The sequence below is a fragment of the Bradyrhizobium sp. CCBAU 51765 genome (assembly GCF_015291725.1).
Lineage (GTDB): Bacteria > Pseudomonadota > Alphaproteobacteria > Rhizobiales > Xanthobacteraceae > Bradyrhizobium > Bradyrhizobium liaoningense.
In genome coordinates this window covers 846,733-860,075 of record NZ_CP030038.1, presented here as the reverse complement: position 1 = coordinate 860,075, position 13,343 = coordinate 846,733, and the positions used below count along the sequence as shown (strand labels likewise).

General features: G+C 62.5%; 11 protein-coding genes. 5 read left to right on the top strand and 6 right to left on the bottom strand.

Features of this window, described 5'->3' with window-relative positions:
* The first annotated feature begins 78 nt into the window (after window positions 1-78).
* Window positions 79-1,890 carry a translation elongation factor 4 gene (lepA, locus tag XH96_RS03990; protein WP_194391155.1) on the top strand — a complete coding sequence of 604 codons (1,812 nt, stop codon included), beginning with the start codon at window positions 79-81 and terminating at the stop codon, window positions 1,888-1,890.
* A 202-nt stretch (window positions 1,891-2,092) separates the two neighbouring features.
* Here lepA and XH96_RS03985 read toward each other — a convergent pair whose 3' ends face one another.
* From XH96_RS03985 to XH96_RS03975, 3 genes are read right to left on the bottom strand one after another with little or no spacing between them, the layout of a single operon-like run.
* Window positions 2,093-3,109, bottom strand: a complete 1,017-nt coding sequence (locus XH96_RS03985; protein ID WP_194391154.1) for a methyltransferase — start codon at window positions 3,107-3,109, stop codon at window positions 2,093-2,095.
* Window positions 3,110-3,134: 25 nt separating this feature from the next.
* Window positions 3,135-4,109: a tripartite tricarboxylate transporter substrate binding protein gene (locus XH96_RS03980; RefSeq protein ID WP_194391153.1), complete on the bottom strand. Its 975-nt coding sequence runs from the start codon at window positions 4,107-4,109 to the stop codon at window positions 3,135-3,137.
* Between the two features lie 37 nt (window positions 4,110-4,146).
* The gene (locus XH96_RS03975; protein ID WP_194391152.1) at window positions 4,147-5,064 is read right to left on the bottom strand and encodes a DUF1127 domain-containing protein; all 918 of its coding nucleotides are present in this window, start codon (window positions 5,062-5,064) and stop codon (window positions 4,147-4,149) included.
* A gap of 163 nt (window positions 5,065-5,227) precedes the next feature.
* On the opposite strand from XH96_RS03975, the gene XH96_RS03970 reads away from it, so the two are divergent.
* The 4 genes from XH96_RS03970 (at window position 5,228) to XH96_RS03955 (ending at window position 10,500) form a co-directional block, all read left to right on the top strand.
* Entirely contained in the window at window positions 5,228-6,814 is a 1,587-nt protein-coding gene (locus XH96_RS03970; RefSeq protein WP_194391151.1) for a winged helix-turn-helix domain-containing protein, read from the top strand.
* 111 nt (window positions 6,815-6,925) lie between these two features.
* Window positions 6,926-8,029, top strand: a complete 1,104-nt coding sequence (locus tag XH96_RS39745) for a winged helix-turn-helix domain-containing protein (RefSeq protein ID WP_194391150.1) — start codon at window positions 6,926-6,928, stop codon at window positions 8,027-8,029.
* 145 nt (window positions 8,030-8,174) lie between these two features.
* Window positions 8,175-9,395 (top strand): MFS transporter, encoded by a 1,221-nt coding sequence (locus XH96_RS03960; protein WP_194391149.1) that lies wholly within the window; start codon window positions 8,175-8,177, stop codon window positions 9,393-9,395.
* 130 nt (window positions 9,396-9,525) lie between these two features.
* Window positions 9,526-10,500: an ABC transporter substrate-binding protein gene (locus XH96_RS03955; RefSeq protein WP_194391148.1), complete on the top strand. Its 975-nt coding sequence runs from the start codon at window positions 9,526-9,528 to the stop codon at window positions 10,498-10,500.
* Window positions 10,501-10,853: 353 nt separating this feature from the next.
* On the opposite strand, the gene XH96_RS39025 is transcribed toward XH96_RS03955, so the two are convergent.
* The 3 genes from XH96_RS39025 to XH96_RS03940 all read right to left on the bottom strand — a co-directional run bounded on the left by XH96_RS39025 (window position 10,854) and on the right by XH96_RS03940 (window position 13,236).
* Window positions 10,854-11,225, bottom strand: a complete 372-nt coding sequence (locus tag XH96_RS39025) for a hypothetical protein (RefSeq protein ID WP_246789950.1) — start codon at window positions 11,223-11,225, stop codon at window positions 10,854-10,856.
* A 28-nt stretch (window positions 11,226-11,253) separates the two neighbouring features.
* Complete coding sequence (locus tag XH96_RS03945) at window positions 11,254-12,387, bottom strand: OpgC domain-containing protein (protein WP_246789948.1); 1,134 nt, start codon at window positions 12,385-12,387, stop codon at window positions 11,254-11,256.
* A gap of 192 nt (window positions 12,388-12,579) precedes the next feature.
* On the bottom strand, window positions 12,580-13,236 hold the full coding sequence (locus XH96_RS03940; protein ID WP_194391147.1) for a Spy/CpxP family protein refolding chaperone: 657 nt from the start codon (window positions 13,234-13,236) through the stop codon (window positions 12,580-12,582).
* Between the last annotated feature and the right edge of the window lie 107 nt (window positions 13,237-13,343).

Here is a 13,343-nt window from a genome sequence, read left to right as displayed (position 1 = left end):
TCAGCTTGGCGTGAAGAAAGGCCCTGAAAATACAGCAATATGGTTGCCGCACGGAGATGTGAGTGGTATCCCGCGCCCATGACGACCGTCCCCATTTCCAACATCCGCAATTTCTCCATCGTCGCCCATATCGACCATGGCAAATCGACGCTGGCCGACCGCCTGATCCAGATGACGGGCGGCCTCTCCGACCGCGAGATGGCGGGCAAGGAGCAGGTGCTCGATTCCATGGACATCGAGCGCGAGCGCGGCATCACCATCAAGGCGCAGACGGTGCGCCTTCAGTACCGCGCCAAGGACGGCAAGGACTACATCTTCAACCTGATGGACACGCCCGGCCATGTCGACTTCGCCTACGAAGTCTCGCGGTCGCTGGCGGCGTGCGAAGGTTCCCTCCTGGTGGTCGACGCCAGCCAGGGCGTCGAGGCGCAGACGCTCGCCAACGTCTACCAGGCGCTCGACAACAATCACGAGATCGTCCCGGTCCTGAACAAGGTCGACCTGCCCGCCGCCGAGCCGGAGAAGGTCAAGCAGCAGATCGAGGACGTCATCGGCATCGACGCCTCCGACGCGGTGATGATCTCGGCCAAGACCGGCCTCGGCGTCCCCGACGTGCTGGAGGCCATCGTCACGCGCCTGCCGCCGCCGAAGGGCGATCGCGACGCCACGCTGAAAGCCCTGCTGGTCGACAGCTGGTACGACGTCTATCTCGGCGTCGTCGTCCTGGTGCGCATCGTCGACGGCACCATGAAGAAGGGCCAGCGCGTGCGCATGATGGGCACGGGCGCGGCCTACGACGTCGAGCGCGTCGGCTTCTTCACGCCGAAGATGCAGCAGGTCGACGAGCTCGGCCCCGGCGAGATCGGCTTCATCACCGCCGCGATCAAGGAAGTCGCCGACACCCGCGTCGGCGACACCATCACCGACGACAGGAAGCCTGTTACGGAAATGCTGCCCGGCTTCAAGCCGGCGATCCCCGTGGTGTTCTGCGGCCTGTTCCCGGTCGATGCCGACGACTTCGAGACGCTGCGCGCCGCGATGGGCAAGCTGCGCCTGAACGATGCCAGCTTCTCCTTCGAGATGGAGACCTCCGCCGCGCTCGGCTTCGGCTTCCGCTGCGGCTTCCTCGGCCTGCTGCACCTCGAGATCATCCAGGAGCGGCTGTCGCGCGAGTTCGACCTGAACCTGATCGCGACCGCGCCAAGCGTCATCTACAAGATGAAGCTCACCGACGGCAGCGAGCTCGAGATCCACAATCCCGTCGACATGCCCGACGTGGTGAAGATCGCCGAGATCCAGGAGCCCTGGATCGAGGCGACGATCATGACGCCCGACGAATATCTCGGCAGCGTGCTGAAGCTGTGCCAGGACCGCCGCGGCGCGCAGAAGGAGCTCACCTATGTCGGCTCCCGCGCCATGGTGAAGTACGATCTGCCGCTCAACGAGGTCGTGTTCGACTTCTACGACCGGCTGAAGTCGGTCTCCAAGGGCTACGCCTCGTTCGACTATCACCTCACCGACTACAAGCCGGCCGATCTCGTCAAGATGCAGATCCTGGTCAATGCCGAGCCGGTCGACGCGCTCTCGATGCTGGTCCACCGCACCCGCGCCGAAGGCCGCGGCCGCGCCATGGTCGAGAAGATGAAGGAGCTGATCCCGCCGCACATGTTCCAGATCCCGATCCAGGCGGCGATCGGCGGCAAGGTGATCGCGCGCGAGACGGTGCGCGCGCTGCGCAAGGACGTCACCGCAAAATGCTACGGCGGCGACATCACGCGTAAGCGCAAGCTTCTGGAGAAGCAGAAGGAAGGCAAGAAGAAGATGCGGCAGTTCGGCAAGGTCGACATCCCGCAGGAGGCCTTCATTGCCGCACTGAAGGTGGACAGCTGAGTGGACGTCGCCCGCTTCCCTCTGCCCGCACGAGCCCCCTCGAACATAAATGCGAAAACAACCCCATGCACAGTAGCAAGGGGCTTATAGCCATTACATTTTTCGATATTTCGAAATTTGCAGTTGAAGCGTCGGGCAAAACACTGGCATGATGGCATCATCGCAGCTGACGTGACCGGCTCAAGAAAGGTCACCGCGGCAGTCAGTTTCCGACCTTTCTGAATTGGACGAGATTGAACGAGCCGATATTGCAGGTTCCGACAAAGGCGAAGCCGGCCAGGACGCCGAGCCTGCGGTACTCGGCTTCCGTCCGTTCGCGGCCGCCAGGTCCCCTCAGCATATTAAGATCGCTCATGGCGCAGGAGCGATCTTGCGGCTCAGTCGTGGCAAGCTCCGGCATGATCCGCTCGATCACGATCAACGTTCCGCTGGCCGGCAGCGCGTCCCGGCAGTTCCGCAGAATGACCTCGCAACGATCGTCTTTCCAATTGTGCAGGATGCTCTTCATCAAGATCGTGTCGGCACCGCCCGGGACCTTCTCGAAGAAGCTACCGGCGACGAACCGGCAGCGACCGGCAATGCCAAGCCGATCAAAATGCGCCTGCGCTCCTGCCTCGCAGCGCGCCAGATCGAAGGCGATGCCCTCAAGATGCGGATTGTGCTGGAGCAAGCCGCCGATCAATTCGCCGGTGCCGCCGCCGACATCCATGACAACGCGTGCAACCGTGAAGTCGTGCGCCACAACGATCTTTGGAACGATGGTTCGCGTGAGGTTGACCATCGCGGCATTGAACAGACGGGTCCATTCCGGCGCATTGCTCGTCGCGGCATAGCGATCGTCGCCATCGCCGCGCAAGTCGCCCGCGCTCTTCCCGGAACGAACCGACTCGACCAGTCCGCTCCAGACTTGCGCGAGCGTCTCGCCCTCGAAGAGAACCCAATCCTTGAAGGACGGGTCGGCGGTCTCGTCGAGCTGCCGACCGAGTTCGGTCATGGCAAACCGGTCCCGATCGGCCTGCCTGCACAGGCCAATCGTCGTCAGGCCAACGAGCAGCCTGCGCAGCGCGGCTTCGTCGGCGCTTACCAGCCGGGCAAGCTCGGCCACCGATTTCGTCTCATCGCCGATGGCCTCGGCGAGATTGAGCTTGGCGGCGGCATAGATCACCGCGGTGACGCGATGCGACTGCACGAGATCGTGTACGGATGCCGGCACGCTCATGTGTTGCCTCCCGTCAATGCCGGGTTCAATCGGTCGGGGCGAACCCCGTTGCTTCCACGATCGCCTTCCACCGGTCGGATTCGGATGCGATCAGCCTGGCGAAGTCCTCCATGGCGATCGCGTCGGGCTCGACGGCCAGCTTTACCATGCCAGCCTTGACTTCGTCGGTGCGCAGGGCCGCCTGGATCGCGGCGTTGAGCTTATCGACGATCGGCGCCGGTGTCTTGGCCGGAACGAAGAACGCAAACCATGTGAGGTCCTCGAGCGACGGATATCCGGCCTCCCGCACCGTTGGCACCGCCGGAACAAACGGGCAGCGGCGCGGCCCGGTGGTCGCCAGTGCGCGAAGGTCACCGGACTGGACGAGCCCGAGCGAGCTGCCGATCGGCATGACGGTCGCGGCAATCACGCCCTTGACCAGATCCTGAATCGCGCCACCACCCTGATAGGGCACGTGAAGAAAGTCGAAGCCGGCGGCGCGGCCCAGCATAGCACCGAGAAAATGCAAGGTAGTACCGGCGCCCGGCGTGCCAAAGGTGGCGTGCTTCGGATTGGCGCGGCACCAGGCCACGAAATCCGCTAGCGTCTTGACGTCGGCCGGCACCTTGGGACCGACCGTCAGCAAGGTCGGGGTCGAGGCGACAGTCGACACTGGCGTGAAATCCCGCGGCTGGTATCTCAGCGTCTTGTAGACGTGCGGAAAGAACATCATGAAGCCGAGCGGCGCGAACAGAATAACCGATCCATCCGCGTCGGCGTTCTTCACCGCCTCCACCGCGATGCGACCGGCTGCGCCCGGCCGGCTCTCGACCACGATGGTGTCGGCATACCCGCCCATCTGGCCGGCCACGAGCCGCGCCAACCCGTCCTGCAGCCCAGGCGTGAATCCCGTCAGGATATGCACGGTTCTCCCGATCGGCTGTGCGAGCGCCCGCGGCACAAGTTGCGTGGCGGAGAGCGCGGCAGCGGCCGCCGACAACACGTCGCGACGTGTGATCATCGACTGTCTCCCTGACCCAGCCCCAATAGACGGCGAACTACCTCACCATCGCGGCGGCTTCCACAGCTGGGGCTGTGCGGGGTCGCACGAACACAAAACGGGACATCACAGACATCTGCGCATCATCGCGGCCGTCCTGACCGATCAGGATGAGGCCTGCTCCACCATTCGCCACGGTGAGAAGTATGGCTTCACCCGCCCATGTCCTGATGGGCTCCATGCCAATAGTGAGAAACTCACCGATCGGCTGGTCCAAATATTGAAGTCTCAGCTGCGGCGCGATTTCGGCGGGCGCAAGGACGAAACCGAGCTCTTGTGCACGCAGATAGATCTCCCGCAGCGAAGCGGCGCCTTGAAAACCGAGTTCGGCAACCGACACAGCGACAAGCGCAACCTCCGCCTGCCCGTGGTTCAGCGTAAAGGCCGGTCGAGCCAGTATCTCAGCGGCCGAGTTTCCGACTCCGCACCCGATCGCGCTCAACGCGTTGCGAAGCGCAAAAGTATCCGTGAATGTCCCTATCCGGATCGTCTTCCACACCAGGACATCTGCTGCTGAGTTGACCGGAATCTCCGTTTTTTGACCTGGCGGAGCTCCCTTGACCGCCAAGCCTCGCCGCAGAACATCCTGCGCGGTGCATTGAGCCTCGGTGCGATCTACAGAGATCAAGCCGAACAGATTGGCGAGCAACAAGATCTGAAGCGCATCGCCAATGTATCGGAGTGTCGAACGATGCGGCCTTGCAATGCTTCGTTGCGAGGTAACGTAGTCAATCTCGCCCCGCGTCACGCCGATATCCATCAGTTCCCGATCGCTGAGGGCACCAAGGGCGGCTCGCACCCTCTGCCGCGCGCGGCGCTTCCGCCATGCGGTCCGGAATTGCAGGAACAGGCTGATGGCTTGCTGCAGGGATGTGGCAGTCCGCCGTATCTGTGCAGGGCCGTAGATGGAACTCATCGGCGATTTCCCTCGGCAATCACTCTCCTGGTGACAGGCTGTCAGGACTTCGTCGGGCACGCTTGACGTGCGGCTTACATTTTCCTTACCGGCGGCTTATTTTATGCCCCAATTGTTGTGGAGGCGGCGTCATCCAGCGGAGTGTGGCGACAGGAGTGGCAACTTGCGCTATCTCTTTGATGAACACGTGTTCGACACAGATCGGCGCGAGCTGCGTCGCGGCGCTGATCTCGTTTCCGTTGCGCCACAGGTCTTCGACATTCTCGAATACTTGATCCGCCACCGGCAGCACGTCGTCAGCAAAGACGACCTCATGAACGCGATTTGGAAAGGGCGCATCGTGTCCGAGGCTGCGCTCACGACCCGCATGAATGCCGCCCGCACCGCGGTCGGCGATTGCGGGGGAGCGCAGCGACTGATCAAGACCATCCCGCGCAAGGGCTTCCGTTTCGTCGGAGCCGTTCGGGAAGTACAGGTACCGGATTCTTCGGCCGCCCCGTTCCAGCCAGACGGGACGACAGCGCTCCTCCCACTGCCCGATAAGCCCTCGATTGCCGTGCTCCCTTTCGTCAGCCTCAGCTCCGATCCCGAACAGGAGTATTTCGCAGATGGCATCGTGGAGGAAATCACGATGGCCCTCGCTCATTTTCGCTGGCTGTTCGTGATCGCACGCAATTCGAGCTTTGCATACAAGGGACGGGTCGTTGACGTAAAACAGGTCGGCCGCGAACTTGGTGTACGCTACGTCCTTGAAGGCAGCGTGCGCAAAGCCGGAAATCGCATTCGAATCGCGGGACAGCTGATCGATTCCGAAACTGGAACGCACCTCTGGGCAGAGCGCTTTGAGGGCCCGATCGAGGACATGCTCGATCTGCAGGATAATCTGACGTCCTGCGTCGTAGGTGCAATCGCCCCGAAACTGCAGCGTGAGGAGATCAAGCGGGCAAGGCGAAAGCCACCCGCAGATCTGGATGCCTATGACCATTATCTGCGCGGGCTGGCGAAATCCCGTTGGTCCAACAACGCAAACACCGAGGCGCTGCAGCTTTTTTGCAAGGCGACCGAACTCGACCCTCGGCTGACTTGTGGCTACGCGATGGCCGCCTGGTGCTATGTCCGGCGCAAGGCGAATGGCTGGATCAGCGATCCGGCAAAGGAAATTGCGGAAGCCACTCGGCTGGCCCGGAAGGCTGTAGAACTGGGGACGAATGATCCGGTCGCACTGTCCGTGGGTGGATATGCACTCGCCTTCATAGCCCGTGAATTCGACGACGCAGCGGCCTACGTGGACCGGGCGTTGGCTGACAACCCGAATTTCGCTCAGGGCTGGGCCACCAGTGCCTGGTTGAGAGTTTGGAGGGGAGAGCCTGATCTCGCCCTTGAGCACTCCGCACTTGCCGTGAGGCTTAGCCCGCTCGATCCGCCCATATACTACGACGCGCACGGCGCCATGGCGTATGCGCATTTTCTGGCGGGCCGGTATGACGCGGCAGTATCATGCGCCGAGAGCGCATTGCGTGGTCAGATAAATTTTCTGCTCGTGACCTGCATTTCAGCAGCCAGCAACGCACTCGCCGGGCGGCGTGAGCGAGCGCAACGCCCCCTGCTGCAAGCGCTCGAATGCAATCCGGATCTTCGTGAAAATCTCAGTAATCTGGCACCGTTTCGGCGGGCAGATGACTTCGTGATCTTCGAGAAGGGTCTCTGCCAAGCGGGCCTTCCGGAAAAGCACGGCGCCGGCCCCCCGTGAGGGGGTGGACCGATGTTCGCGGCTTACATTTTCGGTAACGAAGGCCTATTGTCGTCAGGTAACTGCTCCCGCGCCCTCGGAGGGTAGAGGGCGGGCTTGGGGAATGGTGCCATGCGCTATTTCTTCGAGGACTGTGCGTTTGACACCGAGCGGCGCGAATTGCGGCGCGGCCTCGATGTCGTGCCCACGACACCCCAGGTTCTCGATCTGCTCGAATATCTGATCCGCAGCAGGGACCGCGTCGTCAGCAAGGACGATCTCGTCAGCGCGATTTGGAATGGCCGGATCGTATCCGATGCGGCGCTGACGACCCGGCTGAACGCTGTCCGACGCGCAATCGGTGACTCTGGTCAGCAGCAACGTCTTATCAAGACATTTCCACGAAAGGGCTTTCGTTTCGTGGGCGCTGTGTACGACGAGGATCGGAGGCCGGGAACCACGGTCATTACAGTCCCGGTTGTCTCTTCAAACGCTGTTGGCGAACGGCGATTCACCGGCTGGCTGGAGAACCTCAGACGTCGCTTAAAGCTCGTCGGCAGCGTGTTGGCGTCGGTCGCCGCCATCGGCGCAATTGCCGGCGGCGTTGCCGGATACTGGAATGCCTGGAAGACTGTCCGTGCCGACGCCCAACGGGAATCTCAAAATATACCGACAGTCGGGCCCAAGATCGCGCCTCGCCTCTCTCTCGTCGTGTTGCCCTTCGCCAGCCTCAATGACGATCAAGCGCAGGATTCCTTTGCCGACTCTATCTCGACAGATTTGACGACCGATCTGGCGAGAATGCCCGCCACCCTCGTTATTGGACGCGAGACCGCTTTGACCTACAAGAAGAAGTCGATTGATTTGAAGCAGCTCGGGACGGATCTCGGCATACGTTGGGCCGTGCGGGGCGCGGTGAGACGCAACGGGGAGCAGGTGCGGGTCAACGTATCTCTGACCGATCTCCAGACTGCCCGCGACATCTGGTCGGATCGGTTCGACGGAGACCTCGCAAATCTGACCGTCTTGCAGGATACCATCACAGCGCGGCTTCTCTGCGTCGCACACTTGCACCTCCGTCAATATGAAGAAGCCCTCCAACCGTGCAGCCGCTCGCTGAATATGACCGGCACGGATTTTCAGGCTTACATGAGTCTGATCTCGGCCTACGGGTGGACATGGCAAACGGAACGGACACGCGGAGGTAATGTAACCGCGGCACAGGACACATCCTAACCAGGCGCGCCGAATGCCAGATCATGGCAGTTGCAGGATAGCAAGCTCTGTGCCCGCGTATTGCGAGTAGCCTTGCCCTCCGCCTGCGGATAGGCCACCATCCCCGCGCGCACCGCCAACAAAACCAAAAGCGCCGAGGAAACGCATGAGCAAGCCGTCAGGCTTCGACTATGGCTGGGTCGTTGTCGCCGCGGGTGCGCTGATGACCTGTGTCGGGTTCGGCACGATGCTGTCGCTCGCGGTGTTCCTGCAGCCGATCTCGGAAGCGATGGGCTGGTCGCGCGCCGGCGTGTCGGCGGCGGCGACGCTGGATTTCCTCTGCATGGGATTTGCCGCGTTCCTGTGGGGCGCGCTGTCGGACCGCTTCGGCACCCGCGTCGTGGTGCTCTCGGGAAGCCTGCTGCTGGGGCTCGGTCTGGTGACGGCGAGCCAGGCGGCCACCCTGTGGCAGTTCCAGCTTTGCTTCGGCGTGCTGATCGGCATTGCCGCCGGCAGCTTCTATGCACCGATGATGGCGCTCGCGAGCGCCTGGATCGAGAAGAACCGCAGCCTTGCGGTAGCTCTCGTCTCCGCCGGCATGGGCGTGTCGCCGGTGACGATCGCGCCGGCCGCGAGCTGGCTGATCACGACCTATGACTGGCGCACCGCGATGCTGGTGATCGGCTGTGCTGCCTGGGCGCTGCTGATCCCCGCCTGCTTCCTGGTGCGTCCGGCGCCCGCAGCGGCAGGCGACACGAATGCGGACGCCGCTCCTGACGTCGAGCTGAGCGCGGCGCAGGCGCTGCGCACGCCGCAGTTCATCGCGCTCGCAGCGGCGCATTTCGCCTGCTGCGCCGCGCATTCCGGCCCGATCTTCCACATGGTGTCCTACGCGATGGTCTGCGGCATCGCTCCGCTCACGGCGGTGACGGTCTACAGCGTGGCCGGCGTGTCGGGCCTCGGCGGGCGCCTGCTGCTGGGCGCGGCCGCCGATCGCATCGGTGCCAAGCCCGTACTGGTCGGCGGCCTGCTGGTGCAGGCGATGTGCATCGCGGCCTATCTCGCGGTGGGGCAGCTCGGCGAATTCTACGCGCTCTCGGTGGTGTTCGGCCTCGCCTATGGCGGGGTGATGCCGCTCTATGCGGTGCTGGTCCGCGAATTCTTCGGCGCGCGCATCATGGGCACGGTGTTCGGCGCGGTATCGGCCTTCGCCAGCCTCGGCATGGCGCTCGGTCCCTGGGCCGGCGGGCTCGTGTTCGACAATTTCCAGCGCTACACATGGCTGCACGCCGGCTCGTTCGCGATCGGGCTCGCCGCCGTCGCGGTGGCGCTGAGCTTCCCGACGCGGCGCAGGCCGGCACTCGACCTCGGCCGCGCAGCGGCCTGACGAGGTCACGCTCCGACAGCCCGTTCAATAAGCCGAGCCGTTGCGGTATCCGTCATCAGCCGGACGGGCGGCGCGGCTGGATGACACCGGCAAATGCGGCTAAGCTATTGGCTGCCGTGGAGGCGGCCAGATGGACCGACGCGCGTTTCTATTTTGCAGTGCTGGTTTCGCGTTAGCCGCGCCGCAGCGGCTAACGGCGGCGGGCAAGCCGTTTCGGATAGGGTTTCTAACGGCTCAGCGAGAGGCGAGCCTTGCACCGTTTGTGGAAGTCTTCAGAGCGGCTCTCAACGGACTTGGCTACCGCGAGAACGGGAATCTGGAAATCACCTATCGCTATGGTGATGATGATCTGACGCGCGTACCGGCGCTTGCCTCGGAGTTGGTTCGCAAGCCGGTCGACGTCCTGGTTGTCCAGGGATCTGCGGTCGCCGTGGTCAACGAGCTGAAATTGCTCACCCCGACGGCCTATGTCTTCAGCGGAGATCCCGTCATCGCGGGCCTCGCCCAAAGCCTTTCGCATCCTGGCGGCAACATGTCCGGCCTGACCTTCATGGCGGCCGAACTGAACGCCAAGCGCCTGCAAATCCTGCGAGATGCGGTTCCGGGCGTGCAGCGCATTGCCATCATCGGCAACCCCGAACACCCGGGTTCTCAGATCGAGCGCATCTATTCGGAGGAAACGGCCAGGAGACTTGGCGTGGCAACCGACTTCTTCGGCACGGCAACCGAGGACCAGCTCGTCTCGGCATTCGAGACCATGAAGCTGAACCATCCGCAAGCGATCTCGCTTTTCGCGGACGGCTTTGCCATTCAGTTTCGAAGCAAGATCATCGAGTTCGCCATGCAACATCGGGCGCCGGTCATTTCGGGCTGGCCGATCTTTGCCAGAAGTGGCGCCCTCTGCACCTATGGACCGAAGCTCTCCGATTCGTACCATCGGCTGGCATCGTACGTGGATCGCATCCTCAAGGGAGCACGACCGGCGGACTTGCCGATCGAGCGACCAACGAAGTTCGAAATGGTCCTCAATTTACGAACCGCCGAGAAACTTGGCCTGCGCTTGCCCGACTCCCTCGTGGCGTCCGCGGACGAAGTGATCGAATGATCGCGCCTCACCCCGCCCGTGAAATGTGCGTTTGCCAAACCCGGTGGCGGACGAGTCGCCCGCGCCGTCCCGACCAGCTAGGCGACATTCGTGCTGCGGCTTAATGTTGCGACGTGTCTCTCACGAGCCCGATCCTGATCGGCAAAGACCCGTTCATTTGGGACATTCTCGCCAAGCGAGGGCGATCGCTCTCCTGGCACGTCGGATGAATAACACCATGACGATGATCTTCCTCGAGCGAACCGCCGATACTCTTCCCGCGGATTTCCCGACCTCGAGGCCAACGCCAGAGCCGGCGGTCACGCGCACATGACCCACCTGGCCGCGGAATGCTCCGAGAATCGTGCCATGCTTCACGCGATCTTTGTGTGCCGCTGGGATGACCGATCGGCCGGGATCGGAGCGATCACCGATGAGCCCACGCCGACTTCGCCGCCGACGTGTAGGTCGATTTGATTCTGAAGGGACGGAGGCCCGCCAACATGCCAATCCAGCTGCCGACCAAATTCGAACAGGCCGTCAATCTCAAGACTGCACGCACGCTTGCAGTGACGATTCCTCCCACCATTCTCGTGCTGACGGACGACGTGATCGAGTGAGACGTCCTTGAAATGTCCGCTGATTACGACGATCTCCAGATCGACGTTTCTGAGGGCATGCACCATCACCTCGCTTGAGACACAGGTCTTGGTCGGCGCCTTGGCGGTGAAGACAGGCTCGCTCATCGAGAGTGCCCGCGGATTCGTATTCAAGTTACAACGGCCTGAGATTGGGAAACATGCCGCGATCGATTGCGGCGAGCACCATCGCCATCGCGCTCATCAGGCCCAGGCCCAGGAGAGTGACCAGCGTCTGCGATGCCAGGCTGTTCGCGCCCAGGCTGAGCAGTGCATGAGCTGCAAAGGACAGCAGAACACTGGCGCAATAGATCGCGAGCGAATACTCGCCGCATCGTATCAGCGGCCGCAATGCTCCGGCTTTCAAGATGCTGGCATTGCTCGGAAGAAGGCGCCAGCAGAGCAGTGCGAGCGCAGCAAAATGCAACAATCGCAGAATATCGAGATTGGTCTTGTCGACCGGATAGATCAGGCGCGACAGCCATCCCGGCACATAGGCTTCGATCGCGTGGATCTGCCAGCCCAGAGTGATCACGAACGAGAACAGCACGTAGCCCGCCGCCAGAACGGCAAGAGCCCGGGAATTGAGAACGGCCAGCTGCCAATCGCCGCGGTTTGCTCCCCACCAGATGCCGATCACGAACAGCAGCTGCCAGTTCAGCGGATTGAAATAGAGTTGCCCCCTCGGATAGGCCGGGATGTACCAGTCGAACAGATGGGCGAGAACATAGAGAGCGACGGATCCGGTCAGGGCCAGCGGCCAGGCGTGTATCGTCAGCGGCACGATGAGAATGAGCGCGAAGTGGAGTATGACCATCAACAGCAGAGGGTCGAGATTGACCGGGGAATAGCGCAGCAGTGCCACCTGAACCAGTGTTTCTGCAGGCTCCTGCAGCAGGATGGCCAAGTTGGCGTGATCGAACATGCCGGGCTGCCATGCCGCGATGTACGCCACTTCCGCCAGCAACAGGACGACAGTCATGATCTGCGCGACATAGATTTCGAACGAACGTCGCAACATGCGCAAGCTCGCGGCCACAAAGCCGGACTGACGCATCAGGTCGCCGTATACGATGCCGGACGCAAGGCCCGACAGGAATACGAGAATCTCTGCCGCGTCGCTGAAGCCGAAATTCTTGGGCGTGAACCGGTTCAGATAGCTTTCCGGTATGTGATTGATATAGATCCACCACAGGGAAAGGCCCCGGAAGAGATCGATCCGAAGATCGCGCTCCTTCAGAGGTGGTGGTTTGGTCGCAGTCCACTTCACTCCAGCGCACTGCCTCTCTTGATCAGGGCGTCTCGCCACGGCGAGCGCTTACCGGGCCAGCGCGGTGATGTCGTGACGCCGGCTCATCACTTCAATCAACCGCCAAAGGTACATCGCCGCGCCGCTACGGTCCAGAAAGCATGCCGCAGTTGCCAACATTGTCGAGACATGGCGAGGATGCGGGTGAAGCCCTCATTTTCCGCCCTGCATCGGCATGCCGCCCATCCGGCCACCCCGCATCATCGGCATCATGCCCATGTTGGGCGCGAGCAATTCGTCGGCGGTCTTCTTCTGCTCGTCGGAAAGGATGCCGACGAGGTTGGTCAGCGCCGATTTCATCGCCCGGGTGGCCTCCAGCCGCGCCGACAGCCATTTTTCCTGCCAGGTCACGCGATCCAGCAAGGTCTCCGACCCGGAGCCGGCCATCGACCCGCGGAGCTCCCCGAGAGCCCTGGCATTCGCGCGCAACGCATCGGCGAACGCATTCCAGGCCGGCGCCTGAGCATCGGAAATCTTGAGCTCGGTGCGCAGGAAGGCAATCCGGCCCTCCACGCGATCGATGGTCTCCATCCCGCTCATGCAGTCACCACCGGACTGACGCATCATGCCCATCATCCGCATCATGTCGGACATCGGCATGTTGCCGCCCATCATGTTCATCATGCCGCCGCCCATCCTGCCCTGAGATGGGGCGGTGCTGCGAGGTGCCTCCGGCGGCGTGGCCGGACTGGTCGCAGGCGCGTCCTTCTGATCCGGATGATGGGCCTGGTGGTCGGCAGGCGATTGCGCGAGTGAGGAATTGCCGAGGAGGAGCAGCAGCAGGGCTGCCGCAAGCATTTGATATCGCATCGTGTGCCTCCCGAGGTCCCGCCCTTCATTTGCGATTGTGGAGCTCGCCCGCCGAATTCGGCTTGACTCAAATCAACGGAACCGCCGCGGCAGGCCATGACGCGCTC

Coding starts and splice junctions, on each gene's coding strand:
- XH96_RS03960 (WP_194391149.1), top strand. CDS start 8,175: ATGAGCAAGCCGTCAGGCTTCGACTATGGCTGGGTCGTTGTCGCCGCG.
- lepA (WP_194391155.1), top strand. CDS start 79: ATGACGACCGTCCCCATTTCCAACATCCGCAATTTCTCCATCGTCGCC.
- XH96_RS03975 (WP_194391152.1), bottom strand. CDS start 5,064: ATGAGTTCCATCTACGGCCCTGCACAGATACGGCGGACTGCCACATCC.
- XH96_RS03955 (WP_194391148.1), top strand. CDS start 9,526: ATGGACCGACGCGCGTTTCTATTTTGCAGTGCTGGTTTCGCGTTAGCC.
- XH96_RS03980 (WP_194391153.1), bottom strand. CDS start 4,109: ATGATCACACGTCGCGACGTGTTGTCGGCGGCCGCTGCCGCGCTCTCC.
- XH96_RS39025 (WP_246789950.1), bottom strand. CDS start 11,225: ATGAGCGAGCCTGTCTTCACCGCCAAGGCGCCGACCAAGACCTGTGTC.
- XH96_RS03985 (WP_194391154.1), bottom strand. CDS start 3,109: ATGAGCGTGCCGGCATCCGTACACGATCTCGTGCAGTCGCATCGCGTC.
- XH96_RS03940 (WP_194391147.1), bottom strand. CDS start 13,236: ATGCGATATCAAATGCTTGCGGCAGCCCTGCTGCTGCTCCTCCTCGGC.
- XH96_RS39745 (WP_194391150.1), top strand. CDS start 6,926: ATGCGCTATTTCTTCGAGGACTGTGCGTTTGACACCGAGCGGCGCGAA.